General features: G+C 42.1%; 24 protein-coding genes and 1 riboswitch. Of the genes, 12 read left to right on the forward strand and 12 right to left on the reverse strand.

Going from position 1 to position 25,574, the window contains the following annotated elements:
• Window positions 1-3: 3 nt before the first annotated feature.
• From spoT to JIG37_RS17530, 8 genes are all read right to left on the reverse strand, one after another.
• Entirely contained in the window at window positions 4-2,109 is a 2,106-nt protein-coding gene (spoT, locus tag JIG37_RS17495; RefSeq protein WP_199529939.1) for a bifunctional GTP diphosphokinase/guanosine-3',5'-bis pyrophosphate 3'-pyrophosphohydrolase, read from the reverse strand.
• A gap of 130 nt (window positions 2,110-2,239) precedes the next feature.
• Window positions 2,240-2,515, reverse strand: coding sequence for a DNA-directed RNA polymerase subunit omega (rpoZ, locus tag JIG37_RS17500; protein WP_054554225.1), 276 nt, complete (start codon window positions 2,513-2,515; stop codon window positions 2,240-2,242).
• 103 nt (window positions 2,516-2,618) lie between these two features.
• Window positions 2,619-3,239, reverse strand: a complete 621-nt coding sequence (gmk, locus tag JIG37_RS17505; RefSeq protein WP_199529940.1) for a guanylate kinase — start codon at window positions 3,237-3,239, stop codon at window positions 2,619-2,621.
• A 183-nt stretch (window positions 3,240-3,422) separates the two neighbouring features.
• A complete protein-coding gene (locus JIG37_RS17510; protein ID WP_199529941.1) occupies window positions 3,423-4,205 on the reverse strand; it encodes a peptidylprolyl isomerase in 783 nt (260 codons plus the stop codon).
• Window positions 4,206-4,275: 70 nt separating this feature from the next.
• A complete protein-coding gene (gene narI / locus JIG37_RS17515; protein WP_166339513.1) occupies window positions 4,276-4,959 on the reverse strand; it encodes a respiratory nitrate reductase subunit gamma in 684 nt (227 codons plus the stop codon).
• Between the two features lie 9 nt (window positions 4,960-4,968).
• Window positions 4,969-5,682 (reverse strand): nitrate reductase molybdenum cofactor assembly chaperone, encoded by a 714-nt coding sequence (narJ, locus tag JIG37_RS17520; RefSeq protein ID WP_199529942.1) that lies wholly within the window; start codon window positions 5,680-5,682, stop codon window positions 4,969-4,971.
• Window positions 5,683-5,685: 3 nt separating this feature from the next.
• On the reverse strand, window positions 5,686-7,221 hold the full coding sequence (narH, locus tag JIG37_RS17525) for a nitrate reductase subunit beta (RefSeq protein ID WP_166339509.1): 1,536 nt from the start codon (window positions 7,219-7,221) through the stop codon (window positions 5,686-5,688).
• Window positions 7,222-7,235: 14 nt separating this feature from the next.
• The gene (locus tag JIG37_RS17530) at window positions 7,236-10,961 is read right to left on the reverse strand and encodes a nitrate reductase subunit alpha (protein ID WP_199529943.1); all 3,726 of its coding nucleotides are present in this window, start codon (window positions 10,959-10,961) and stop codon (window positions 7,236-7,238) included.
• Window positions 10,962-11,228: 267 nt separating this feature from the next.
• Here JIG37_RS17530 and JIG37_RS17535 point away from each other — a divergent pair, with 267 nt between their 5' ends.
• The 10 genes from JIG37_RS17535 to JIG37_RS17580 all read left to right on the forward strand — a co-directional run bounded on the left by JIG37_RS17535 (window position 11,229) and on the right by JIG37_RS17580 (window position 19,150).
• A complete protein-coding gene (locus JIG37_RS17535) occupies window positions 11,229-13,049 on the forward strand; it encodes a histidine kinase (RefSeq protein ID WP_199529944.1) in 1,821 nt (606 codons plus the stop codon).
• A 110-nt stretch (window positions 13,050-13,159) separates the two neighbouring features.
• Window positions 13,160-13,289: riboswitch (molybdenum cofactor riboswitch) on the forward strand.
• Complete coding sequence (gene moaA, locus JIG37_RS17540; RefSeq protein ID WP_199529959.1) at window positions 13,277-14,248, forward strand: GTP 3',8-cyclase MoaA; 972 nt, start codon at window positions 13,277-13,279, stop codon at window positions 14,246-14,248. (Overlaps the previous riboswitch by 13 nt.)
• A gap of 1 nt (window position 14,249) precedes the next feature.
• On the forward strand, window positions 14,250-14,846 hold the full coding sequence (locus tag JIG37_RS17545) for a molybdenum cofactor guanylyltransferase (protein ID WP_199529945.1): 597 nt from the start codon (window positions 14,250-14,252) through the stop codon (window positions 14,844-14,846).
• Window positions 14,810-15,361, forward strand: coding sequence for a molybdenum cofactor biosynthesis protein B (gene moaB, locus JIG37_RS17550; RefSeq protein ID WP_166339501.1), 552 nt, complete (start codon window positions 14,810-14,812; stop codon window positions 15,359-15,361). The genes JIG37_RS17545 and moaB overlap by 37 nt, the downstream gene beginning before the upstream one ends.
• Window positions 15,361-15,855, forward strand: a complete 495-nt coding sequence (gene moaC, locus JIG37_RS17555) for a cyclic pyranopterin monophosphate synthase MoaC (protein WP_199529946.1) — start codon at window positions 15,361-15,363, stop codon at window positions 15,853-15,855. The genes moaB and moaC overlap by 1 nt, the downstream gene beginning before the upstream one ends.
• On the forward strand, window positions 15,848-16,093 hold the full coding sequence (gene moaD / locus JIG37_RS17560) for a molybdopterin converting factor subunit 1 (RefSeq protein ID WP_199529947.1): 246 nt from the start codon (window positions 15,848-15,850) through the stop codon (window positions 16,091-16,093). Before moaC ends, moaD begins: the two co-directional genes overlap by 8 nt.
• A gap of 2 nt (window positions 16,094-16,095) precedes the next feature.
• Window positions 16,096-16,545, forward strand: coding sequence for a molybdenum cofactor biosynthesis protein MoaE (locus tag JIG37_RS17565; protein ID WP_199529948.1), 450 nt, complete (start codon window positions 16,096-16,098; stop codon window positions 16,543-16,545).
• Between the two features lies 1 nt (window position 16,546).
• A complete protein-coding gene (gene modA / locus JIG37_RS17570) occupies window positions 16,547-17,290 on the forward strand; it encodes a molybdate ABC transporter substrate-binding protein (protein WP_199529949.1) in 744 nt (247 codons plus the stop codon).
• Window positions 17,287-17,997, forward strand: a complete 711-nt coding sequence (gene modB / locus JIG37_RS17575) for a molybdate ABC transporter permease subunit (RefSeq protein WP_199529950.1) — start codon at window positions 17,287-17,289, stop codon at window positions 17,995-17,997. Before modA ends, modB begins: the two co-directional genes overlap by 4 nt.
• Window positions 17,990-19,150: an ATP-binding cassette domain-containing protein gene (locus JIG37_RS17580; protein WP_199529951.1), complete on the forward strand. Its 1,161-nt coding sequence runs from the start codon at window positions 17,990-17,992 to the stop codon at window positions 19,148-19,150. The genes modB and JIG37_RS17580 overlap by 8 nt, the downstream gene beginning before the upstream one ends.
• On the opposite strand, the gene JIG37_RS22745 is transcribed toward JIG37_RS17580, so the two are convergent.
• The 3 genes from JIG37_RS22745 to narL are packed head-to-tail and all read right to left on the reverse strand — an operon-like array spanning window position 19,121 to window position 21,334.
• Window positions 19,121-19,405 carry a hypothetical protein gene (locus JIG37_RS22745; RefSeq protein WP_244664404.1) on the reverse strand — a complete coding sequence of 95 codons (285 nt, stop codon included), beginning with the start codon at window positions 19,403-19,405 and terminating at the stop codon, window positions 19,121-19,123. The genes JIG37_RS17580 and JIG37_RS22745 overlap by 30 nt on opposite strands.
• A gap of 16 nt (window positions 19,406-19,421) precedes the next feature.
• The gene (gene glp, locus JIG37_RS17585; protein WP_199529952.1) at window positions 19,422-20,678 is read right to left on the reverse strand and encodes a gephyrin-like molybdotransferase Glp; all 1,257 of its coding nucleotides are present in this window, start codon (window positions 20,676-20,678) and stop codon (window positions 19,422-19,424) included.
• A 2-nt stretch (window positions 20,679-20,680) separates the two neighbouring features.
• Window positions 20,681-21,334: a two-component system response regulator NarL gene (narL, locus tag JIG37_RS17590; protein WP_166339483.1), complete on the reverse strand. Its 654-nt coding sequence runs from the start codon at window positions 21,332-21,334 to the stop codon at window positions 20,681-20,683.
• 270 nt (window positions 21,335-21,604) lie between these two features.
• Between narL and JIG37_RS17595 the strand changes: the two genes are divergently transcribed.
• The gene (locus JIG37_RS17595) at window positions 21,605-23,218 is read left to right on the forward strand and encodes an MFS transporter (protein WP_199529953.1); all 1,614 of its coding nucleotides are present in this window, start codon (window positions 21,605-21,607) and stop codon (window positions 23,216-23,218) included.
• A 66-nt stretch (window positions 23,219-23,284) separates the two neighbouring features.
• On the forward strand, window positions 23,285-23,656 hold the full coding sequence (locus JIG37_RS17600) for a ribonucleotide reductase subunit alpha (protein ID WP_199529954.1): 372 nt from the start codon (window positions 23,285-23,287) through the stop codon (window positions 23,654-23,656).
• Here JIG37_RS17600 and JIG37_RS17605 read toward each other — a convergent pair.
• Window positions 23,653-25,371, reverse strand: coding sequence for a bifunctional protein-serine/threonine kinase/phosphatase (locus JIG37_RS17605; RefSeq protein ID WP_166339477.1), 1,719 nt, complete (start codon window positions 25,369-25,371; stop codon window positions 23,653-23,655). The genes JIG37_RS17600 and JIG37_RS17605 overlap by 4 nt on opposite strands.
• Window positions 25,372-25,574 lie beyond the last annotated feature (203 nt).

Genomic DNA, 25,574 nt, shown 5'->3' on the forward strand with positions numbered 1-25,574 from the left:
TTGTTACTTTTTACGATAGACTCTTTGCACATCAGGCATAACGCGAATGCGGCGCATAATGTTAGCAACATGAACACGGTTTTTAACCGTGATGCCTAAATCTATCATGTATAAATTACTTTCTTTTTCGTCAGTCGCTATTTCAACAATGTTGGCTTGGGTTGAGGCAACAACATTGGTTAATTTAGCCAGTGCACCTTGGTGATTAATAATCTCAATACGAAGGGCTGCAATATATTCTTTCTCTGGGTTATCGTCCCATTTTACAACGAGGTATTTTGAGCGCTCTTTTTCCCAACCACGAATGTTTTTACATTCTTGGCGGTGAACAGTAAGGCCTTTACCTTGGCTGATATAAGCTGTAATAGCATCACCTGGGACTGGTCGGCAGCATTTAGAGTAATTAACTAACATGCCTTCAGTACCGATGATGGTCGCTTTTGCTTTTTGTGCTAGATCGTCTAGGTCGTCTGCATCAACTTGCATCAAGCGTTTTGCAATAAGCACACTCATTAGATTGCCTGAGCCTATTTCGACTAATAGCTCAAGTACGGTATTTAGTTCATGCTCTTGAAGTACACGGCGAATGTTTTCATCTGGAATATCATCCAGTTTGGTTTCACCAAGTGCTGAGTCTAGTAAACGTCGACCGAGCAGCATGGCTTCTTCATGCTGTTGGCTCTTAAGGTAATTGCGAATACCTAAACGTGCTTTACCTGTTACAACAAAGTTTAACCAAGTTGCATTAGGGTGCGCTCCAGAGCTGGTGATGATTTCGACCGTTTGCCCTGTATCAAGCGCTTTGCTGAGTGGGTGAGGTTTACGGTTAACGCGTGCTCCCACACAGGTATTACCTACATCAGTATGAACTGCATAAGCAAAGTCGACTGCTGTCGCACCCATTGGTAGCTCAACGATACGGCCATCTGGCGTGAAAACATAGATCTCTTCAGGGAATAGCTCTGTTTTAACGTTTTCAACAAACTCAAAAGACGAACCAGCGCTTTGCTGAAGTTCCAGTAAGCTTTGCATCCATTGGCGAGCACGTTGTTGTGCTGTGTGGCCTGCATTATCACCGGCTTTTTTATACATCCAGTGAGCAGCGACCCCTTTATCTGCCATATGATCCATATCGTGGGTACGAATTTGAATCTCAACAGGAATACCATGAGGGCCAACTAATGAGGTATGAAGCGACTGATAGCCGTTAGTTTTTGGTACAGCAATATAATCTTTAAAGCGAGTTTCGATTGGCTTGTAAAGGTTATGCGCAACACCTAATACGCGATAACAGGTATCCATATTATCAACATTGATACGAAACGCGTAGATATCCATCACTTCGTTAAACGAAAGCTCTTTATTAAGCATTTTTTTGTAAATGCTATAAAGGTGTTTTTCGCGGCCAGATATAGTTGCTTCGATGCCAGACTCTTCTAAACGCGCTTCAATTTCAGTTTTAATATTACTGATAACTTCTTTACGGTTACCACGTGCTTTGACCACTTCTGATCTTAATGCGCGATGGCGCATCGGGTATAACGCTTGAAAGCCTAAATCTTCTAATTCATTTTTAATATCGTGAATACCAAGGCGGTTCGCAATTGGTGCGTAAATCTCTAGGGTTTCACGGGCAATGCGACGGCGTTTGTCAGGGCGCAGTGCGCCTAAAGTACGCATGTTGTGAGTACGGTCAGCCAATTTAATTAAGATCACGCGAATATCTTGCGTCATCGCCATGATCATTTTGCGGTAGTTTTCGGCTTGGAATTCTTTTTTATCTTTAAAGCTGAGTTTATCTAGCTTACTCACCCCTTCAACAAGCTCGGCAACGGTGTCGCCAAAAATTTCAGCTAAGTCTTGTTGGCTAAAGTCAGTGTCTTCAATCACGTCATGCATCAGGGCAGCCATAAGCGTTTCGTGGTCTAAGTGCATGCCGGCAAGTATTTGTGTCACTTCGACAGGGTGGGTGATATAAGGCTCGCCACTTGAGCGTGTTTGGCCTTCGTGGGCTTCGCGAGCGACCACGTATGCTTTTTGTACCAGCTCAATATCAGCAGGTGGTAAGTATTCGGATATTTTCTTTTTGAGGCCTTCGAATAGATACAAAGTCACACTCCAATGCGCAAATGAAGTAAATCGGTAACGGTATGAATAGAATATACGATGAAAAGAAGGGCTTGCCAACGGCTAGTGTAGAAATACTAGCCGTATAGCTAAATCAAAGCGGGGAGCTTGATTACTGGTTGCCACCTACGATAGCAGCCACAGCAGCCATTTCTGCTGCTTCTTGATGTTGTTGTTCTTCACGATCAATTAAGTCCATAGAAGAGCTATCTACTAACCCTTTCTCAATTTCACGTAAAGCAATAACCGTTGGTTTGTCATTTTCAGCATCAACGAGTGGATCTTTACCACCAACCGCGATTTGGCGGGCACGACGAGCCGCAACTAAAATTAAGTCAAAACGATTACCAATTGCATCTACTGCATCTTCAACAGTTACGCGAGCCATCTTAGCACTCCAAATAAATTCTTAAGCAAAGGCGTAGTTTACTGTACCAAGTTAAATTCGCCAATAGCTTGTGGTTAATTTTTATCTTATTCTTAAAAAAGTATTACTTAAGTAAGTTCTCTAATAACGCCTGATGGCGCACAGCTTGGCTTTTTAACGATAAACGTTTAGCCATAACGATCGTTTCGATTTCTGTAAGCGCAGTATCAAAGTCATCATTAACAACAACATAATCATACTCATTATAGTGTGATGTTTCTGATTGTGCTTTTGCCATTCTTCCTGCGATCACCTCAGCAGAGTCTTGACCACGGTTATTTAAGCGCGATTCAAGTTCTTCTTTTGATGGTGGAAGAATAAAGATAGTCTCAACATCATCAACTAATTTGCGGATTTGCTGAGCACCTTGCCAATCGATATCTAAAAATACGTCAATACCTGCTTCAAGTTGGCTTTCGATTGCTTGCTTAGACGTACCATAGTAGTTATCAAACACTTGCGCCCATTCAAAAAAGTCATTTTTCTCAATTAGCGCTTTGAACTCATCCACAGAAACAAAGTGATAGTGCACACCGTTTTCTTCACCCGGACGAGGTGAGCGAGTGGTGTGCGAAACCGATACTTTCATATCGCTGTGTTTCTTTAGTAAAGCACCAATTAAGCTTGATTTACCAGCCCCCGATGGAGCTGACAAGATAAATAAATTTCCGCGAGTTTGCGCCATGATCTGTCTCTATACAAAATAAATAGGCCTGCGGGAGCGCTACTCCAGCAAGCCTTTACAATGTAGTACAGTGTACTGTATTTGACCTGTTTAGCTCAAGCTTGCTAGTTGAAATCGGTTTCTTGTTCTAACTCATTGTTAGCTTGCGACCATGGACTTTCAACTCGCCTTATGTCTTTAAAGCTATTGTACTAAAGGGCTACTGCTGACATTAAAATCAAACCCTTCGATTTTTGCATCAGCAATTAGTAATTGGATATATTGCGCGATGGCTTTACGTTCTACTTTTTTATTTAAGTAGTTTTGAATGCGTAACTTGACGGCTTCATAAGGCAGTTGTTTACCATCTTCTTTAAAATCAACATAGACAATATGATAGCCAAAACGGGTTTCGATTGGGTAGTTGATCAACCCTTCATCAGCACTAAACACGGGGCGCTCGAATTCACTAACTGTTTGCCCTTTAGAGAGTTGCCCTAGTTGCCCGCCTAATGTGGCTGAGTCGCATTTGGAATGTAATTTTGCAAGTTCACTAAAGTCGGCGCCTTGCACTAAGGTTGCAATAATGTGCTCTGCGAGTGTGAATGCTGTTGCGCGTGCGTGTTCATCTTCGTGTGGCGCTGCTAATAAAATATGGCGTGCTGCAATCAATGGTGGGGTGGTGAACTTTGCTTTATTTTGATTATAGTAATGTTTGCACTCTTGTTCGGTTGCAGTCGGAATGAATACTTCTTTTTTGATTAACTGGTTTAAGAGATCATTTTGCTGCTGCTCTGATAAAGTACTTGAACCATTGTTAACATGATCCGTTAATTTTAAACGCGACGCGCGTTGTTGTAATAACTCCCCAATGATTAAACTTTCAGCAGCATTGACCATTGCTGCTCGGTGGTCATTTGCTGGGTGGTACTGCATTTCATGCAGAATATCGGATTCGCTGATAGTATGATTATTGACTGTGATCATGGTCACCTCTGCACTGGATATTGCTTAAAAGAAGGCTGCCAACTAAAAGAGTTAATTGGCAGCTAAGATATTAAGATTTGCTACGAACAACTTGGTAACTACGAGATAGATACTGAATTGGTACGCTGGCAATGTGCACTAAACGGCTAAATGGGAAGACTAAAAATAAGCTCATTCCTAAAAATACGTGAAGCTTATAAATCCAGTGCACTTGTGCTATTGCCGCAGCGGCTTCTGCACCGTCTAAGGTGACAATATTTTGCGCCCAGCTCATTAGCAGTAGCATTTCTGCACCGTCTAAATGACCTGCAGAGACAAAAATTGACAGTAACCCTAAAATCAATTGCACATAAAGTAGCAGTAATACGGCAATATCCATTTTGCTGCTCGTTGCTCTGATCCGTGGGTTGGTTAAGCGGCGTTTAATTAAGATTGTTAAACCATAAAAACACAGTAGGCCAAATACCCCTCCAAGGCCCATTGCAATTAATTGTTTATGGCTGGCTTCAATCCCAACCACATGCCATACCTCTGCGGGTGTCAGTAAGCCAACAAAGTGACCCAATAACACCATGATGACACCAATATGAAAAGCACGGCTACCTCGTTTTAGCTCTTTGCTTTCTAGTAATTGGCTTGATCCGGTTTTCCATGTGTATTGTTCTCTGTCATAACGAATGATTGAGGCAATAATGAATACCGCTAAAGTAATGTATGGATAAATTCCAAAAAGTAACGTATTTAAATAACTCATGATATACCCCTAACTGGCCTGTTGATTAAAGTCAGTCCAAGAAACTGGAACATATTGATCTTTGCGTTGTGTCTCAAGTGGTCGATTAACCGAACTAGGGCAGTTTGTTGCATCTTGAGCGCCAAACGTGACGGCTTCTTCTTCCCACTCTTTATCAATTGCTTGCTTTGTATCGTCTCGCTTTTCTTCATTGATTTGTGCTCTGAGTGCATCTAAATCTATGTTACTTTGGGCAATATCAAGTAAGCTTGAAAAAACAACGGCATAGTTACTTTCTCGTTTTTCGAGTCGGCACATAAGTAAAGCAAGGATATGCTCAACCTCAGATAACCACTCTCGAGCATTCTCGCTCCCTTGTGTTGCTAAGAACTCCAAAAATAGCGGGATGTAGTCAGGTAATTCGTTGAGGTTTAGCTCAAGCCCTGCTTGTTTATATTGTTCAATTAAATCGACCATGGCCTGACCACGGTCACGGCTTTCGCCGTGAACGTGTTCAAAAAGCCACAAACCTAGCGCGCGACCACGCTCAAACAGGCCATCGTACTGTGCTTGCCAATCCATTAAGTCGCCTTGGCATTGCTGTTGAATAAATGCTGTGAGTGCTGTTTTATTGTCATCATTTAATGAGCTTTGATTAACAATCTTGATTAACTCAGCTTCGGCTTCAACCAACGACTGTGTAGGGTAATCAAGTAAATGAGAGAGTACGCTTAATACTTGCATCGTTTACTCCTTTATTTCTACAGGAATGATTTGCTTAACGGTTTGTTTTTTTCCGCCAAACAGATTCACACCATTGTTGCCGTCACTACAGCCGTTACCAAAACTAAAGCCACAGCCATTTTTCATATCATAGGCATCTGCTGCATAAGATTTATGGCTTGATGGGATCACAAAACGATCTTCATAGTTAGCAATTGCCATGTAGCGATACATTTGTTCAACTTGCTCGGCGGTTAAGCCTGCTTGTTTAAGAACTTCAATATCTTCAACGCCTTCAACCTGTTGTGAACGCTTAAACGCTCGCATTGCAATCATGCGTTCAAGTGCCCTAATAACAGGCTTTTCATCGCCTGCGGTAAGTAGGTTAGCTAAGTAACGCATCGGAATTCGCAGCGATTTAAGGTCTGGGATCACGCCACTCATACCAACATGACCTGCTTCAACCGCTGTTTGAATTGGTGACAGTGGTGGGATATACCACACCATAGGTAATGTTCTGTATTCAGGGTGTAGAGGCAGTGCAACTTTCCAGTCCATTGCCATTTTATAAACTGGTGACTGACGTGCCGCTTCTAGCCAAGTTTCAGGGATCCCTTCTTTGCGCGCAGCTTCGATAACCTCAGGGTCATTTGGATCTAAGAACATGCTGAGCTGAGCTGGGTAGAGATCTTGCTCGTTCGGTACGCTGGCGACTTCTTCAATGCGATCAGCATCGTATAAAAGAACACCTAAGTAGCGAATACGGCCTACACAGGTTTCAGAGCAGACAGTTGGTTGACCCGCTTCAATACGTGGGAAGCAGAAAATACATTTTTCTGATTTACCTGACTTCCAGTTGTAATAGATTTTTTTGTACGGGCAGCCTGAAACACACATTCGCCAACCACGACATTTGTCTTGGTCAATCAATACAATGCCATCTTCTTCACGTTTATAAATTGCGCCCGAAGGACAGCTCGCTACACACGCTGGATTGATGCAGTGCTCACAAAGACGTGGCAAGTACATCATGAAGGTTTTTTCAAATTGGCCGTAAATATCTTTTTGAACAACATCATCGAAGTTCTTGTCTTTTTTACGCTCAGAGAACTCAGTGCCTAAGATCTCTTCCCAGTTTGGTCCCCAATTGATTTTTTCCATGCGTTGACCGGTGATCAATGAGCGTGGACGAGCCACCGGTTGATGTTTGCTATCAGGTGCGTTGTGCAGGTGCTGATAGTCAAAATCAAACGGCTCGTAGTAATCATCAATCTCAGGTAAATCTGGATTTGAAAAAATATTGGCTAATAAACGGCGTTTATTACCTTGGCGTGGCTCTAACGTACCATTTTTATTGCGTTTCCAGCCGCCATGCCATTTTTCTTGGTTTTCCCATTCTTTTGGATAACCAATACCTGGTTTACTTTCAACGTTATTAAACCAAGCGTATTCAACACCTTCGCGGCTAGTCCACACATTTTTACAGGTGATCGAGCAGGTATGACAGCCGATACATTTGTCTAAATTTAAGACCATGCCTATTTGTGCACGTACTTTCATAATTCTATCCTCGGCTACTCGTTATCTAACCAATCAACTTTGTCCATCTTGCGGACAATTACAAACTCATCACGGTTACATCCTACGGTGCCGTAGTAGTTAAAGCCGTAAGCTTGTTGCGCGTAACCACCAATCATGTGTGTTGGCTTCATGACTGCACGGGTTACCGAATTGTGTATACCACCGCGTGTACCAGAGACTTCTGAGCCAGGGGTGTTTACGATACGTTCTTGTGCGTGATACATCATGCTCATACCTTGCGGTACACGTTGTGAAACAACAGCACGTGCGGCAATTGCGCCGTTTACGTTAAACACTTCTATCCAGTCGTTATCTTTGATATCGCCTTCTTTTGCGTCAACTTCACTGATCCACACTATTGGACCGCCTCGACTCAGGGTGAGCATTAACAAGTTGTCAGAGTAGGTTGAGTGGATACCCCATTTTTGGTGTGGTGTGATCCAGTTGAGTGTTAACTCTTTATTGCCATTTGGTTTTTTGCCAAGTAAAGGTTGTGTTGTCTTTAAGTTGACCGGCGGTTTGTAAGACACCATGGTTTCACCAAAATCACGCATCCATTGGTGATCTTGATAGAACTGCTGGCGGCCTGTTACTGTGCGCCAAGGAATTAATTCGTGCACATTGGTATAACCTGCGTTGTAAGACACATGTTCGTCTTCTAACCCTGACCAGGTTGGTGAACTGATGATCTTACGCGGCTGAGCTTGGATATCTCTAAAGCGGATTTTTTCTTCCTCTTTAGGTTTTGCTAAGTGAGTGTGGTCTCGACCTGTAAACTCACCCAGTGCTGACCATGCTTTTACAGCTACATGACCATTTGTTTCTGGAGCAAGGCTTAAGATGACTTCAGCAGCATCAATTGCGGTCTCAATTTTTGGACGCCCTTTATGCGGTCCGTCTTCTGTGTGGGTGTAGTTAAGCTCTCCTAAGAAATTAACTTCTGTTTGAGTGTTCCAGTTAATGCCTTTACCGCCGTTACCGAGTTTGTCCATTAATGGCCCGAGTGAGGTAAAACGGTTGTAGGTGTTAGGGTAGTCGCGCTCAACAACTAACATATTAGGCGCAGTAACCCCAGGGATAAGATCGCATTCATCTTTCCACCACATTGCAACGCCATCAGGTTGAGCAAGCTCTCCCGGAGTGTCATGCATTAGCGGTAATGTAACGAGATCATTTTCAACCCCTAAGTGGCCTTCACATAAGGCAGAGAATTTTTTCGCAATTCCTTTGAAAATATCCCAATCAGAGCGAGACTCCCACACCGGATCAATGGCTTTTGAAAGCGGATGAATAAACGGGTGCATATCTGATGTATTCATATCGTCTTTTTCGTACCACGTTGCTGTTGGTAAAACGATGTCTGAATACAAGCAAGTGGTTGACATACGAAAATCAAGTGTAACCCATAAGTCGACCTTGCCTTCTGGCGCGTTGTCGTGCCAAACAACATCTTCAGGTTTTTTATCACCACTTTCACCAAGATCTTTACCTTGCAGGCCATGTTTGGTGCCTAAGAAGTGACGCAGCATGTACTCATGTCCTTTACCCGATGAACCTAGTAAGTTTGAACGCCAAACAAACATATTGTGTGGGAAGTTTTGTGGGTTATCAGGGTCTTCACAGGCAAATTTTAAATCACCTGATTTTAGCTGCTGAACCGCGTAATCTTTAGGTGATAGTCCTGCTTTTTCGGCATCTTTACATAACTGTAATGGGTTCATCCCTAATTGTGGTGCAGATGGTAGCCATCCCATACGCTCTGCACGGGTGTTGTAATCGATGATTGAGGCTGACCATTTTTCTTTATCTGCTAGGGGTGATAGCACTTCGGTCATTTCTAGTTTTTCGTAGCGCCATTGATCTGAATGATTGTAGAAAAATGAAGTACCGTTCATTTGGCGTGGCGGACGTTGCCAGTCTAAACCAAATGCTAATGGTAACCAGCCACATTGTGGACGTAGTTTTTCTTGCCCTACATAGTGAGCCCAGCCGCCACCAGATTGACCCACACAGCCGCACAGCATTAGCATGTTGATAAGGCCACGGTAGTTCATATCCATGTTGTACCAGTGATTTAAGCCAGCGCCCACAATGACCATACTGCGGCCTTTTGTTTTGTCTGCATTGTCGGCAAATTCACGAGCAATTTGGATAACATGGTCGGCATTCACACCGGTGATTTTTTCTTGCCAGCCCGGCGTGTAAGGCACATCATCGTGAAAATCTTTTGCAACGTTAGGATCGTCTAAGCCGTTATCTACACCATAGTGTGCAATCATTAAGTCAAAAACTGTCGCAACAAGCGCTTCACTGCCATCACTGAGGGTAACAGTTTTAACTGGCACTTTACGGACTTGGATTTCATCATGCTCAGTGTGTTGGAAATAACCCAGTTCGTGAGCTTGCGCGCCAAAGTAAGGGAATAACACAGACTCAGTGCTATCAGTATGTTCTTTAAGGCTTAGCGCAAGTTTAAGGTCATCCCCTGTTTTACCGTCGCGCTGTTCAATATTCCACTTGCCTTTTTCGCCCCAGCGGTAACCAATTGCACCTGTAGGTGAAACCAACTGACCGCTTGTTTCATCAAAGCCAATGGTTTTCCATTTTGGATTGTTATCTTGCCCTAAGTTATCGGCTAAGTCGGCAGCGCGTAAGAAAGCGCCTTGCGTATAGCCTTTATCTGATTTATCAAGCTTAACGAGCATTGGCATATCGGTATAACGACGTACATAGTCTGTAAAATACGCGCTTGGCTTGTCGATATGGAATTCTTTTAAGATCACATGGCCAAAAGCCATAGCAAGTGCTGCATCTGTGCCTTGCTTAGGTGCTAGCCACATATCAGACAATTTAGAACACTCTGAATAGTCAGAGGTGATTACGACGGTTTTGGTGCCTTTATAGCGCACTTCGGTAAAGAAGTGAGCATCAGGTGTTCGTGTTTGTGGCACATTGGAACCCCATGCGATGATATAATTTGAGTTATACCAGTCTGCAGATTCAGGAACGTCAGTTTGCTCGCCCCAAATCTGTGGTGATGCAGGTGGTAGGTCACAATACCAATCATAGAAACTTAAACAGTTTCCACCAATCAAAGATAAGTAACGAGAACCCGCAGCGTAGCTAACCATACTCATTGCAGGGATAGGTGAAAATCCCATGATGCGATCTGGCCCATATTTTTTGGCGGTGTAGACATTTGAAGCTGCAATGATCTCATTTACTTCATCCCATTTTGCACGAACAAAGCCACCTAAACCGCGTTTTGACTTGTAGCTTTTCGCTTTTTCAGGATTAGTAACAATTGACTCCCAAGCAAGTACCGGATCTGAGTGTGCTTGCTTTGCTTCACGCCAAAGTTTTAATAACACTTGTCTTACTTTAGGGTATTTTAGGCGGTTAGCGCTGTAGATATACCAAGAGTAACTTGCACCACGAGGACAACCGCGTGGCTCATGATTAGGTAAATCAGGGCGAGTACGTGGATAGTCTGTCTGCTGAGTCTCCCAGGTGACTAATCCGTCTTTAACATATATTTTCCAGCTACATGACCCTGTGCAGTTTACACCATGTGTAGAACGTACAATTTTATCATGTTGCCAACGACGGCGATAACCGTCTTCCCAATCGCGATTTTCATCAGTTGTGACACCGTGACCACCTGCAAAACTCTGCTTGTTAGTCTTGAAAAAGCGCATTTTATTCAAGAAATGGCTCATTTACTTATTCTCCTATCCTGCTCAATTTTAGTGCGCTACCCATAGGCACTTCGACTAGCAGACAGCTACATTGCGAAACTTAATATAGTGCTTCGGCTGTACAGTACATTGATGTAGGTCACTATCTCAATATGATGTAAGTTAATGAAAATAATAAAGATACCCACAAATAGGTAGTGTCATTTTCACGTGTTTATGGTGAAAATAGTGGCCTTGGTATCATTCAAGCGTTATGGTTTTATAAAAGTGAAAGGGTGAGAATTTATTGTGGGTATTCGACTCAAAGAACTAAAAAGTACGTTCAATGGCTCGGTGATGATTTACATCAAGGGCTCCTTAGTCGGGATTATTAGTTTAGCAATATGCACGTTATTCTCGTCGTATTGGATCACTGAGTTAGCTGATTTGGATGCGCGCGCTATTAACTTAAGTGGCTCGTTGCGTATGGAGTCATATCAGCTTGGTATGCTGAGATTAGAACAGCAGCAGGAGCAGTTAGCCGTACAAATCAAATTGTTTGAGGATAAACTTCAAGATCCAATATTTATTAAGCTACAAGATGATCCTCACTTATCGCCCTTGTGGCAGTCACTAGTAACGCATTGGCACCAAAATCTAAAACCCACCTTGCAAACAGGCTCAATTGAAGACAAGGCTCATTTACATCAGCAGGTAATTTTACTGGCAGGGTATGCAGACAAGTTTGTATCAGAGGTGCAAGTTCAGGCCGAGAATAAAATACGATTACTTCGTTCGATACAACTTGCTGCATTGTTTATTACTTTATTAGTGGGAATTTTTACTTTGCATTTGATCAGTCTCAGAGTTGAGAAACCAATGGCTGAACTAACCCATGCGGCCTATGCAATTGGCAAAGGAAACTTTACATACCACGTAAACCTCAAAGGAGATGATGAACTTGCGTTATTAGGAGCAACGCTAAACCACACATGTAATGCAATCGCATCAATGTATGGGCAGTTAGAGCGGCGAGTGAAAGAACAAACCAAAGAGCTTGAGTTGAATAATCAAGCCTTATCTTTTTTGTTCAAAACAGTGCGTATGTTGTTAGAAACACCACAAGAAAAGCTCAACTTTCAACAAACGTTTGATGAGTTAGCAGAGTTGATAGAAGTTGAAGATATTGAGCTTTGCTTGATGACGGCAAGTGGCGATAGACCCTATAGCCAAATCAAGCCAAGCACTGATGAACATCCATTTTGTGCCAACCAAGATTGTGGTCAATGCACAGGAAATGGGGCGTTTATTTTAGTTGACCAACCAACTGTAACGCGCTTTCCATTACTGTATGGAAGTCGCAACTACGGTGTTATTGTTTTACGTGGCTCAGAAAAATTTAGCTCAGATTCTTGGCAAGTACAATTGGTTCAGTCTGTTGCTGATCAGGTCGCACTGTCGTTAAATTTACATGATCAGCAAGATCAGTCTCGAAGAATTGCACTTTTACATGAGCGCACAGTGATTGCTAGAGAGTTACACGACTCACTAGCGCAAGCACTCTCCTATTTGAAAATCCAAGTAACTCGTTTAACCAAAACGCAAGAAAAAGAAAAATATGAACTGCAACAGCCCATTATTGATGAATTAAAAACAGGATTAGATGCGGCATACCGACAGTTGCGGGAGTTGTTAACCACTTTCCGCTTAAAAATGGTGGGAGAAGGACTTGAAGCGGCGCTAGAAAAAACCATAGAGCAACTGGCAGATCAGAGCAATATGCAGTTTCATCTAAACTTTAAGATAAGTGAAGTGCCCTTATCACCGATGGAAGAAATCCATTTATTACAAATAGCCCGAGAAGCAAGCCAAAATTGTGTACATCACAGTCAAGGAAATAATGCTTGGATCAGTCTTACTCTAGGGGCTGATAAGCATGTTGAGTTGTTGGTTAAAGATGATGGTATAGGTCTTAGCAACAGTCGAGATAAGCTTAACCATTATGGTATGGCTATTATGCAAGAAAGAGCAAAGCACTTACACGGCGAGTTATTTGTTGAAGACAGCAAACCCGGTGGCGCTGAAGTGAAATTGGTATTTCGCCCTGTGGGAGGAACTCAGAATTATTGAATATTGATTTGTAATTTTTATATTAATAAAAATATACCTTTACCACCTTTGGGGTAGGTTCAACCACCCCCTCTTTTGTATAGTGTTTTTTTTGCTGACTCTCTAAGCTTAAACCAGTTTAACGCTGAAGTACTTCCACCTAAACTTTCTGAGCATGGTGGCTGTACCGTGGTTTACCACCGGGTTTATAGAGAAATGTATAGGCCTCCCGATTTGGAAAGGCTGTGATGTTGCAAGATAGTTTTAATAGAAAATTTAGTTATTTACGCTTGTCAGTTACTGAAGTATGTAACTTTAAGTGTAATTACTGTTTACCAGATGGCTATCAGTGTGATTCACGCCCTAAAACACTTAATGTTGAGCAGTTGCGAATTTTAGTGGCTGCATTTGCTAAAGCAGGCACTGAAAAAATTCGCCTAACAGGCGGCGAGCCAACATTAAGACGTGACCTACCAGAAATCATCGCTATGTGCCGACAAACATCGGGCATACATACCGTTGCCTTGACCACCAATGGCTATCGTTTACTCGACAAACTTCCTCGTCTTGTAGACAGCGGTTTAACTAACTTAAACCTCAGTGCCGATAGTTTAAACCCGCATACTTTCGCACAAATCACAGGCAGTAATAGCCTTAAAGAGGTGTTAGCGTGTGTTGATAAAGCACTTACGTTGGGTATAAAAAAAGTAAAATTAAATGCTGTTTTGCTCAAGCAATATAATGGCAGGGAATTGCAGCAATTTCTTAACTATATCAAAGATAAAGCCGTTAGTTTTCGATTTATTGAACTGATGCAAACCGGTGATAATCAAGCTTATTTTAGCGAGCAGCATGTACGTGGTGAAACCTTAAAACAGCAGCTATTAACATCGGGTTGGCGTGTATTAGCAAAAGAGCCAAACGCTGGCCCCGCAGAAGAATTTTACCATCCAAATTATGCCGGTACGATTGGACTCATAATGCCTTACAGTAAAGATTTTTGTGCCAGTTGTAATCGGCTCAGAGTATCCGCTGACGGTAAGTTACATTTATGTTTATTTGGCGAAGCCAATGATGATTTGATGCCTTGGATTGCAAACCAAGATATTGAAGGCTTAAAACTGCACTTATCAAGCAGTGTTCTTAGCAAGTGGCAAGGACATCAATTGCACAACGGCAATGCTGGACTGACTAAACAGCTGGCAATGTTAGGGGGCTAAAATGTTATTAGGTATTGTGCTTGCTGGTGGGCAGTCGCGACGTATGGGGACAGATAAAGCAATGCTTACCGTAAAAGGAAAAACACAATTGCAGCGAGCAACTGATTGTTTAGTTGATGCGGGTTGTGAGCAAATAGCAATTAGCCGTAACGAAGTAGGATTTGTTACTGATCAGTTTTTACAGCAAGGGCCTTTGGCGGGGATCCAAGCCTGTTTAGCTGCTTACCAGTGCCACGAAGCTGTTGTGATCCCTGTAGATATGCCTTTAATTGAGTCACGCAGTATTGCAGCTCTTATTCAGTTTGGCAGAACGCAAGGGCACTCGTGTTATTTCGAATCCAGTGCATTACCTTGCTACCTATCTGATTTAGAAGTTGCTATAGCGCAATGTATGCAGCGTTTACAACATGGAAAACGCTCAATAAATGGTTTTTTACAGGCGATAGAAGCTAAGCCATTAAGGTTTAAGCAAAACAACTTAGCTAAATATGAGTTACTTAATTCTAATACACCGCAGCAATGGCAGTTGGCGCAACATTTAATGATAAATAAGGAGCGAGCATGGGACGGGCAACATCACAGTCATTTATCCCGCTAAATATTGTTTTATTAACCGTAAGTAATACGCGCTCAATAGAACAAGACACTGCGGGAAAGTTACTCGTAAAGCTCATTGTTGAAAGCGGGCATCGTATACAAGAGCGAGTGATCAGCAAAGCTAATCTATACCAAGTGCGAGCTCAGGTTGCAAATTGGATAGCGAGCGAGAGTGTACAAGTGGTGTTAATTGCTGGTGGCACAGGCCTGACTCGTGATGACATTACCCCGCGAGCCATTGAAGGACTATTCGATAAACAAATCAATGGTTTTGGTGAGCTGTTTAGGCATGTTTCGTATCAGCAAATAGGCACTTCAACACTACAATCAAATGCGTTGGCAGGGATGGCAAATGGTACTTTAGTGGTTGCCATGCCGGGTAGCCCAAAGGCGTGTGAAACTGCTTGGCAGCATATTTTAGTTGAACAATTAGATAGCCGTCATGGCCCCTGTAATTTTGTTGCACAATTAAAGCAGGTGAGTGCAACGCAATGTGGATCGCGAGGTGAAGGCTAATGCAGTTAACGCATATTGATGAAACAGGCCAAGCTGCAATGGTTGATGTGGCAAATAAAGCAGTCACAATCAGAGAAGCTAAAGCGCAGGCTATTGTAAAAATGCAGGCCAATACCTTGGCACTGATTTGTCAAAACCAACTTAAAAAAGGCGATGTGTTAGCGGTTGCTAGAATTGCAGGCATTCAAGCAGCTAAAAAAACAGCTGATTTAATTCCTCTTTGCCATCCTTTGGCATTAAGCAAAGTGGCGGTTGAGTTTAATGTCGATGAACTCAACTCAACGATTCAAATTAATAGTTATTGTAAGTTAGCGGGACAAACTGGCGTAGAAATGGAGGCGTTAACCGCCGTATCAGTTGCATCATTAACAATGATTGATATGTGTAAAGCGGTTGATCAAGCAATGACGGTTGATTCGTTATGTGTGACATACAAAACGGGTGGCCAGCGAGGAACTTATCAGCGAAGCAACGAGGAGCTAGTAAATGAATAAGGTGTTATTTTTTGCCCAGTTAAGGGAGCGCCTTGGGTGTGACACACTGGTTGTTGATGCAACTGGCTTATCTGTTCAGGCGTTAAAACAGCAACTTGCCCAAAAAAGCCCACAGTGGCACGACTGGCTGCTAGATAAAGATGTACTTGTTGCTGTTAATCAAGAATTGGTAGATGAGCAAACACACATTGAGCTACAGGATGAAATAGCTATGTTCCCACCAGTAACCGGAGGATAATAATGATCCGCGTTCAAGAGCAAGATTTTGATTTAGCTAAAGAATACCAAGCTTTGGTAGCTGATGACAGCACATCTGGAGCGGTGGTGTTGTTTGTAGGGCGCGTACGGGATTTAAATCAAGGCCATAAAGTCCATGATTTATACCTTGAGCATTATCCGGCCATGACAACAAAGTATTTACAGCAGCTTGAAAACCAAGCACTAGAATTATGGCCGATAGAAAAAGTAACCCTTATTCATCGAGTAGGGAAGTTGTCTTTACAAGATCAAATAGTCCTTGTGGCAGTGTCGAGTGGGCATAGAGAAGCAGCATTTGAAGCTGCCGAGTACCTGATGGACTTATTAAAAACCAATGCCCCATTTTGGAAAAAAGAGCTCATTGAAGGAGAGCAAACTCGTTGGGTTGAAGCAAACCATAAAGACACGATCGCAGCAGCACAGTGGGGCTAAAATGCGTAAATTTTTTAAGCATGGATATTTTGTTTTACTGTTAGTCAGTGTACTTGTAATTAAAACAGCAAGGGCCGATAACTCAAGCGCACAATTAACCATAGCCTGCTCGGCAAATTTTAGTGCCACAATGGAGCAGTTAACTGCGTTATTTATTGCAACCTATGATCAGCCCATTGCAATTAAAGTATCAACGGCTTCTTCGGGAACATTGGCGACGCAAATTATGCATGGTGCGCCATTTGATTTATTTTTTTCTGCTGATAAAGCTTACCCCGCACGCCTGAATAAACAAGGAATAGGCATTGAAACAGCCCAATACGCTGCGGGGGTATTAGTTTTGTATGCAAATAAGCAAGATGTAACTCTCGAACAATTAACAAGCAGTGCCAGCAATTTAACACTGACCATTGCAAACCCTAAATATGCGCCTTACGGAAACGCGGCAATTCAGGCGCTTGAGCAACTACAATTTAAACCAAAGCGTCTTATAAGAGGCAACTCGGTGCTACATGCTTTTCAATATGTTGACAGTGGTCATGCTGATTTGGGTTTTGTTGCGAAAAGCGTATTGCGGCCACAGCAGCAAGCTAAAGCGATTGAAATTCCACAAAGCTGGTATGAGCCTATCACGCAAGATGTACTACTGCTCTCAACATCAAGCCATGCTCGTGCTTTTTTTGAGTTTATGCAAAGCAAGCCAGCTCATACTTTAATTCAAAAAATGGGTTATAAATTGCCATGAGTGAAGGCGATTTACAGGCGATTTATTTAACCCTTAAGCTCGCTTCGTTAACAACCTTAAGCTTGCTTGTGATCTGCGTACCGTGTGCGTATTGGTTGGCGCGCAGTCGGCATGGCGTAAAGCCTTTAATCGAAACGCTCGTGACCTTACCGTTAGTCTTGCCGCCAACAGTGATTGGTTATTATTTTTTAGTTCTTTTTTCTCCTAATCAAGGGCTTGGGCTTTGGTTGAATGAAGTGTTAGGTGTGCAATTGGTGTTTAGCTTTTCAGGTATTTTTTTAGCATCAATGATCTATAGCTTACCTTTTGCTTTTAGGCCGTTACAAAGTGCTTTTGAGCAACTACCAATTGATTTATATCAGGCCGGTTCATTACTTGGCTTTTCACCTGCAAAGCAATTTTTTTTAATCTTATTACCCACCATAAAGCCAACAATATTAACAGCAGCAACACTGAGCTTTGCCCACACGATTGGTGAGTTTGGGGTGATATTAATGATTGGCGGCAATATTCCCGGGGAAACACAAGTTGTATCGCTCGCTATTTTTGAACATGTAGAAAGTTTAGATTTACAAGCAGCAGACTCATTAGCCGGGCTAATGCTGATTTTTTCGTTTGTGACGGTTTTTGCTTGTCAGTGCTGGCAACGACAAAGTATTCAAATGAATGAACTAGCTAGTACGGCTTCGCGAGGTCAATGTGACTGACTTAGTGCTCAAAGACACAGTGGCTGATTTTAATATCACCATTGAGCAACCTGTTAAGCAGCACTTTATTTGCTCACTAGAAAGTCAACACATTGCGGTATTGCTGGCTCCAAGCGGTGCTGGCAAAACAAGTTTATTTAATGCCATAGCAGGTTTATCTCAGTGCTTGGGAAATATTAAAGTGGCGGCTGAGCTGCAAGAAGGTTTACCCACCTATCAGCGCCATATTGCTTATGTGACCCAATCTGCTTTGCCATTTAGCGGTATCACTGTGGCTAAACTCATTAAGTTAGTTACTCAGCAGCAAGTGACCCCTTTTGATGTGCAATGGGCTATTGAACCATTAGGATTAAGCGATAAATTAACAACCCCGTGCCAGCAATTAAGCGGTGGTCAAAAACAGCGTGTTGCATTGTTGCTAGCCATGCTAAAAGGAGCATCTTTGTTACTTTTGGATGAGGTGCTTTGTGGCTTAGATCAAACTAGCAAACGTCATTGTATTGCGGTTATTCGTCATTATTTAAAATTAGCTAATGCAGCAGCCTTAGTTGCGTGTCATCAGTTTGAAGACATATTAGCACTAGCAGACTCAACACTTTTACAGTTAAAGCAAGGTGATAATCAAGTTTGGCAAGCTTACCCCGTCGAAAGTGGTTTGCGTCATTATCAGCAAGCCAGCTTACCCTCAGAGCAGCAACAAGCGGTTAAGGCTGTGCGTTCAGCCAGTGAGTTTGTATCTACCTTTAGTGCCACAGTCATTGCGCATCATTATGAGTTAGGGTTAAGTGAGTATCAGGTGGGGCAGCAGCGCTGCTTTACGCGATTAAATGCTCATCATACAGAGCTGCAAACCGTTTCACTTATGCTCAGGGCTAACCGTGTTGGTCTTGCAAAAAATGCCCTTTGCCAAAGTAGTTTTGTGAATCAATTAAAAGTACAGATTGAACACATCAAAGAGGTGAGCTGGCAAGGTGAAAAGGGCACATTAATCTCTGTAAGATTACCAACTCATGCAGGGGCGCATTTGATCAATGTGTGGATCACGCAATTATCTTATATCCAACTGCAGCCTCAATTATCACAAACGTGGTATTTGATTGGTAAAGCAGATGCAATGCATTGCTCAGGGGGATACGAGATTGTTTCTGACTAATCCGCGTCTGACATTTTTACATAGTTTTGCAAAGCGAGATATTTCATCAAAGTGAGGGATGGTGCCAATGCTCAGTTGGTGCTCCCAGTAACATAGCTCAGTATCAACAAGTTCCATAAGCTTTTTGGGACAACCTACGCAGGAGTTATTAGGGCCGCAAAAAAAGGTATCGGGCTCGTATAGAGGCAGCTCATCTTTAACTTGCGCGATGAGCTGGTACATAGCAGTGACACGATCTGGTTTTTTTGCGTTCATTATGCTGCTTAAAAAACTAATTAAGTGCGATATCAAATGGTTGAAAAGCAACAATATCGCCACTTTGCCACTGTGATTGGTTTGCATCAAGAATAAGATAACCCGTGCTTTTGCTAAAGGTGCTTAAAACCCCGGAACCTTGTCCTTTAAGTGGCGTAACGACTGAGCCTGCTTCTGTATGTGATAAGGTCGCTCGCATAAACTCTGTTCTTCCCGTTTTTTTACTAACGGTGCTCGCTAAAGGTAAACGTAAGTTTGGTGTTGCTGTGATTGATTCACCGGCCATTTTTCTAAGCGCAGGTAAGGCGAGTTGATGTAAGGTGACTAAGCTTGAAACTGGGTTACCCGGTAAGCCCATAAAACGCTTTGCAAACATGTGAACGTTTTTCTTTTTAAAATGGCCATAAGCAAAGGGTTTACCAGGTTTAATTGCGACTTTCCAAAATTGCATGCTGCCAAGTTGAGTTAACACCGCTTTGGTGTGATCTGCTTCACCAACTGATACACCACCTGATGAAATAACCACATCAGCACTTTCAATCGCTTGCTCAAAGGCTGCTTTTAGCGCATTTGGGTCATCATTAATAATGCCGAAGTCCAGTACTTCAAACCCTAAGTTATTTAATACACATGCAGAGCTATAGCGATTGCTGTCAAAAATTCCCTCATTAACACGTTGGCAACCAGGCTCAAATATTTCATCGCCAGTAGATAAAATAGCGACCTTTAGTGGTTTGTATACGTTAACACATGCAATGCCCAATGATGCTAACATGCCAATGTCTGCTGCTTTTAGACGATGACCTTTGGTAAAAATTGTCTCGCCTTTTGTGATGTCTTCACCTTGGTAGCGCACATTTTGTGCTTTTTTTGAGGGGCGACTAAAAGTGATAAAATCGCCATCAACAGTATTGTTCACAATTGCTTGCTCTTGCATAACAACAGTATCAAAGCCTTCAGGAATAGGGGCACCTGTCATGATGCGAATGCAACTACCTTGTTGCCATTGCCCGTTATACGCATTACCGGCAAAGGCTGTGCCTATTAGCTTTAATTTAGAATAAACACTGAGATCGTTAAAATTAAATGCGTAGCCGTCCATCGCTGAGTTGTTATAACTAGGTACATTGATATCAGCAATAATGGGCTCGGCAATAATTCGTTGATGCGCGAGTTTTAACGGCACCGTTTCGCTTTCGACACAGGGGGTATTGTCATCAATAAGTGCTTGGCGAGCCTCTTCAAAAGGTAAGAATAAAGCTGACTGCGACATTATTATGATCCTTTTTGTTGATTGATCATCCACACTGCTGCTTCAACACGCGAGCGCAAATCTAATTTTTTTAGTAGATGTTTTACATGCACTTTTACAGTGCCATCTGAAATATCGAGTTCTCGTGCAATGAGTTTATTTGATAACCCTTTGGCAATGAGTTTTAAAATTTCAAACTCACGGCTAGTTAGCGTATTAATAAGATTCGCTTTTTGTGATACATCAGGTTTGCGAATGGCTTGAGCGAGTATGTCGGTGAGTTTTTCACTTAGCACCATTTTACCAACCGCAGCTTGTTTCATTTTTTCAAGAATTTCTTCAGGATCCATATCTTTTAATAGGTAACCATCTGCACCGTAGCTAATTGCGGTTAATACATCCTCATCGTTATCTGATACGGTAAGCATAATTATTCTCGCAGTAACATCCTGCAGGCGCATGGCTTTGAGTGTTTCAAGGCCATCCATTCCTTGCATATTAAGATCAAGAATAATTAGGTCAGGATCGTGTTCTACTGCTAAGGCAAGCCCTTCTTTGCCATTGGAGGCTTCTGCGATGATCGTAAGTTCATCTTCAAGTTCAATGAGTTGCCTTAACCCTTTGCGTAATAAAGGGTGGTCGTCAATTAATAAAACGGTAGATTCTGAAACACTCATAGCTTGACTCAATTTTTCACTTAGCTTAGAAACGGTTGCAATTATCTTAGCGTGGAACAAGTTAGGGTTCATCTAAAACAATAAAGCTACTCCCAAAAACCTATCAGCCTTATTAATTATTTATTTAAAAACAGGTTGTTAGGATTTTTTATACCCATTTATAGGTAGTGACTAGTAGTGCTTGTTTTAATTCTGTTACCCATCTATGTGAATTGTACTGTCTTGATATTATGACCATAGTGGCCGTATCTAATAAATAAGGAGCGGCAAATGGCTGATCTAAAAAGGTGGGAGCCCGAAAATGAAGGGTTTTGGGAATCCCAAGGCAAAAAAATAGCGCAAAGAAACCTGTGGATTTCGATACCAAGTTTGCTTTGTGGTTTCGCAGTTTGGTTATATTGGGGCATTTTAACAGTACAGATGATGAATGCCGGATTCGCATTCACGGCGGATGAGTTATTTACGCTCACGGCGATTGCCGGGTTGTCTGGTGCAACACTACGGATCCCGAGTAGTTTCTTTATTCGCTTTTGCGGTGGTCGAAATACTATTTTCTTTACGACTGCACTGTTGATGATACCTGCATTTTTTACAGGGTTAGCATTGCAAGACCCTACAACCCCTTTATGGCAGTATCAATTGCTAGCCTTACTCTCTGGTTTTGGTGGCGGTAACTTTGCCTCTTCAATGTCAAATATCAGTTTCTTTTTCCCTAAAAAACAACAGGGTTTGGCGCTTGGCCTTAATGCAGGTTTAGGAAACTTTGGTGTCACGACAATGCAAATCCTCATCCCGTTATTTATGACTTATGGAGTATTTGGTGCATTAGGTGGCGACCCAATAACCTTGGTTAGTCCATCGGGTAGCTTAATTGGTAAAATCCCTGCTGGTTCAGATACATGGATACAAAATGGTGGCTATTTATGGTTATTGATTTTGCTTCCTTTATTTTTTGCTTCATGGTTTGGAATGAATAACATTCGAACTCCAGAGGTATCGCCTAATCTAGGTAGCCCGATAAGCGCTTTTGCTATGATTTCGGTGATGCTGTTAATTGGCTTAGCAACCGCGGCGGCAGGGCTTTGGTTAATGCTGCCCGAATCAGCCAATGGTTCAGGTTTAGGCGTACCTAAAGAGTTGGTTTTGGTGTTAGTGGTGACTGTGACTGTGTTTGCGTTGAAAATGTTGCCAGGAGCAATCGGTGAGAGCTTATCAAAGCAGTACCAAATATTTAAAAATAAACACACATGGGTGATGAGTATTATTTACACCATGACTTTTGGTTCATTCATTGGTTTTGCTGCGGCATTCCCGCTTGCTATTAAAGTGATTTTTGGTTTTCAGCATATTGAAGTGGCTGGTGTTATGACCCACGACACAGTAAATCCTAATGGCCCAAGTGCATTAATGTTTGCGTGGATGGCGCCATTTATTGGTGCGTTAATTCGCCCAGTTGGCGGTTGGATTGCCGATAAACTGGGTGGTGCGCTGGTAACACAAGTGTGCTCAGTCGTGATGGTGATTTCATCGCTAGGCGCTGCTTATTACATGAAAGCTGCTTATCAATCAGCGACGCCAGAAGAGTACTTTGTGCCATTCTTTGTTTTGTTTTTAGTGTTGTTTGCTGCAACAGGTATTGGTAATGGTTCAACTTTCCGTACCATTGCAATGGTATTTCCAAAAGAGCAAGCCGGGCCTGTTTTAGGGTGGACATCTGCAGTGGCTGCATATGGTTCATTCTATATCCCAATGGTATTAGGTCAGCAAATTAAAGCAACGACACCAGAGGTGGCACTGATTGGCTTTGCTGCATTTTATGGTGTGTGTGTAATTATTAACTATTGGTTTTATTTAAGAAAAAATGGGGAGTTCTATAACCCTTAATTCTCTCCACTTCTAGAGCCATTAGTCTTTTGGTTCTTTTTCTTACCTAAAAGTCAGAGGAATACAATGAGTAAGTTTCAAGAGTTACTATCAATGGCTCGCTATCAGCCAGAACAAGTTAAATTATTAATGCTATTTACCAAGGCAAATGTTGAAAACTCACATAATGATGTAAATAAAGGGGTAATTGAGCCGGTGATGTGCGTTGATAAATTGCCAGATGAATTACTTGATTATGAAACCCTGTGCCGTGAAGCCGATGCCATTAATAAAGACTGGGATTTAGTGTTTATTACCAGTATTGCGGCGAGCGTGGAAGCAAGTTTGATTGACAAAAGTATGAAATCAATGGTGAGCGATGTGCAGACGGGGCAAAATACAGCCATGTATGTTGTACTCGACAGAGAAGATAATTTAGTTGAATTAGTGGGTGCTTAGTTTTTACTGAATAAGTACATCATTAATAACAAAGTAATGAACCAAAACCCGCTAACTATCTTCCAAAAAACCAAGCTACTGGCCTCTTTAGGTTCAGGGCTTGGTTTTAAAAAAATTGGGTTAGGGGTGGTGAGATCATTAAGCAAACCCTCAACAGTTTCATAGCGCTCGGTTAAATCAAAACTGACGCCTTTTTGTAGTGCTTTATCAAACCAAACTGGGATTATAGGGTTGTGAGTTGAGGCACTTTGATAACGTAACTTGTCGTAGTCACTCATGCTTGTGCATTGCTCTACACGCTCGCTATAGGGGAGGTGTTTGGTGAACAATTCGTAGCAAATGGTGGCGAGGCTGTAAATATCGCCTTGTACGGCGCTATTTTTACCAACAAGGTAGTTTGGATCTGAATAACTTGCTGTTCCAAGTGCGCCAAGGTGTTCTATTGGGCGGTAGAGTTCTGCGACACCAGCAACAAAAACCGAACCAAAATCAACAAGTTTCACCTCATCATTGGCCAGTATCATAATATTACCCGGTTTTAGATCTTGATGAATAGCATCATTGCTATGAAAGGCTTCAAGCGCTTGTGCAACTTGTTTTACAATGGCAATGGCTCGCTTGGGCTTGAGTGGGTAATTGTTTTCCAGCCAAGTATCTAAGCTTTCACCATTTAACCACTCCATCAGGTAATAGAGGGCGCTACGAGGACGTGTGTGCTGAATAATTTTTACAACATGGGGTGAGTCAATACGACTGCCAATCCACTGCTCTTTAATGAATCTGTCGATGTAGTGATTATCATCTTCAAAATTAGCCGACGGTGTTTTCATGGCAAAGCGTTCACCGGTCTCACAGTCTTCAACTAAATAAAGTTGACTGCGGGGGGAAGAAAAGAGCTCTTCTATTATTTTATAGCCATCTAGTTTCATGCCGGCATTAAGCTCAGGCGGAAAAGGTAATTTGGTTAGCTCTTCGGTAAAGTCACTTTCATCTTGATGGGGTAGCTCATTAATTTTTACCACTACACAACTAATGTTATCGTCACTACCTTGCTCTAATGCCAATTCAGTTAAACGCTCTGACATTGATGCTGTACTACTTTGATGCATTAATGTTTGGATCAGTTGCTGCGTCGATAGAAAATCGTGGATGCCATCACTGCTTAGTAGGTAGATGTCACCTTGTTGTAACTCGACGCTGCAGTAGTCAATGTGTAGGTTGTTATCCATTCCCATGGCACGTGATAAAAATGATTTTCCTTGCCCTAAATGAGTTGTGTGATCTGTGGTAAGTTGCTCGAATATTGCATCTCTTAAGCGATACACTCGGCTGTCGCCAACGTGAAATATATGCCCATGAATTCCTTTAATAACCAAGCTACTAAAGGTTGATAAATAGCCCTTGTTATCATGCACAAACTCATGACTTTTTCTAAAAAGGCGTAAGTTTATTGCCGATAAAACCTGCTCCCCGCTGCGACTGACCGACCAAGTATCAGGGGTTTTAAAATATTCACTTAAAAAGCGTTTGACTGCGGTTTCGCTTGCTTCTTTACCAGCCTCAGCTGAACTCACTCCATCTGCAACACAAAAGGCGCACCCTTTTACATACCTAAGGTATTCATCTTTAGGAACTAAAAAGCCTGCATAGTCTTCATTTATTTCTTTAATGCCACTTGAGGACTTAAATCCAGTATCGATGTGTGTACTTAACATGGCGAGTTATCATTGCTCAGAAGTTACGTAAATAGTGCAAGAAAAGCTGCCCATTGTTCAATATTGAAATAACCATTTTTGCTTAAATTAAGATTTATGTTATTTGTTCTGGGTATAAAAATACCCAATAAGTGGTAGTTGAGGATTTCAGTTAAGTTGTTGATTTTGTTTATTTTTGTTTTATTTGTTGTTGCTCTTATTTT

Source organism: Pseudoalteromonas sp. bablab_jr010, from assembly GCF_016464105.1.
GTDB classification, from domain to species: domain Bacteria; phylum Pseudomonadota; class Gammaproteobacteria; order Enterobacterales; family Alteromonadaceae; genus Pseudoalteromonas; species Pseudoalteromonas simplex.

Excerpts from the sequence above, each read along its gene's own strand:
- narJ (WP_199529942.1), bottom strand. The coding sequence starts at position 5,682 with ATGCAAGTATTAAGCGTACTCTCTCATTTACTTGATTACCCTACACAG.
- narI (WP_166339513.1), bottom strand. The coding sequence starts at position 4,959 with ATGAGTTATTTAAATACGTTACTTTTTGGAATTTATCCATACATTACT.
- JIG37_RS17530 (WP_199529943.1), bottom strand. The coding sequence starts at position 10,961 with ATGAGCCATTTCTTGAATAAAATGCGCTTTTTCAAGACTAACAAGCAG.
- moaA (WP_199529959.1), top strand. The coding sequence starts at position 13,277 with ATGTTGCAAGATAGTTTTAATAGAAAATTTAGTTATTTACGCTTGTCA.
- JIG37_RS17605 (WP_166339477.1), bottom strand. The coding sequence starts at position 25,371 with ATGTTAAGTACACACATCGATACTGGATTTAAGTCCTCAAGTGGCATT.
- moaB (WP_166339501.1), top strand. The coding sequence starts at position 14,810 with ATGGGACGGGCAACATCACAGTCATTTATCCCGCTAAATATTGTTTTA.
- JIG37_RS17595 (WP_199529953.1), top strand. The coding sequence starts at position 21,605 with ATGGCTGATCTAAAAAGGTGGGAGCCCGAAAATGAAGGGTTTTGGGAA.
- JIG37_RS17565 (WP_199529948.1), top strand. The coding sequence starts at position 16,096 with ATGATCCGCGTTCAAGAGCAAGATTTTGATTTAGCTAAAGAATACCAA.
- narH (WP_166339509.1), bottom strand. The coding sequence starts at position 7,221 with ATGAAAGTACGTGCACAAATAGGCATGGTCTTAAATTTAGACAAATGT.
- moaD (WP_199529947.1), top strand. The coding sequence starts at position 15,848 with ATGAATAAGGTGTTATTTTTTGCCCAGTTAAGGGAGCGCCTTGGGTGT.
- glp (WP_199529952.1), bottom strand. The coding sequence starts at position 20,678 with ATGTCGCAGTCAGCTTTATTCTTACCTTTTGAAGAGGCTCGCCAAGCA.
- JIG37_RS17510 (WP_199529941.1), bottom strand. The coding sequence starts at position 4,205 with ATGATCACAGTCAATAATCATACTATCAGCGAATCCGATATTCTGCAT.
- moaC (WP_199529946.1), top strand. The coding sequence starts at position 15,361 with ATGCAGTTAACGCATATTGATGAAACAGGCCAAGCTGCAATGGTTGAT.
- modB (WP_199529950.1), top strand. The coding sequence starts at position 17,287 with ATGAGTGAAGGCGATTTACAGGCGATTTATTTAACCCTTAAGCTCGCT.
- rpoZ (WP_054554225.1), bottom strand. The coding sequence starts at position 2,515 with ATGGCTCGCGTAACTGTTGAAGATGCAGTAGATGCAATTGGTAATCGT.
- modA (WP_199529949.1), top strand. The coding sequence starts at position 16,547 with ATGCGTAAATTTTTTAAGCATGGATATTTTGTTTTACTGTTAGTCAGT.
- JIG37_RS17600 (WP_199529954.1), top strand. The coding sequence starts at position 23,285 with ATGAGTAAGTTTCAAGAGTTACTATCAATGGCTCGCTATCAGCCAGAA.
- JIG37_RS22745 (WP_244664404.1), bottom strand. The coding sequence starts at position 19,405 with ATGAACGCAAAAAAACCAGATCGTGTCACTGCTATGTACCAGCTCATC.
- narL (WP_166339483.1), bottom strand. The coding sequence starts at position 21,334 with ATGAGTGTTTCAGAATCTACCGTTTTATTAATTGACGACCACCCTTTA.
- JIG37_RS17545 (WP_199529945.1), top strand. The coding sequence starts at position 14,250 with ATGTTATTAGGTATTGTGCTTGCTGGTGGGCAGTCGCGACGTATGGGG.
- gmk (WP_199529940.1), bottom strand. The coding sequence starts at position 3,239 with ATGGCGCAAACTCGCGGAAATTTATTTATCTTGTCAGCTCCATCGGGG.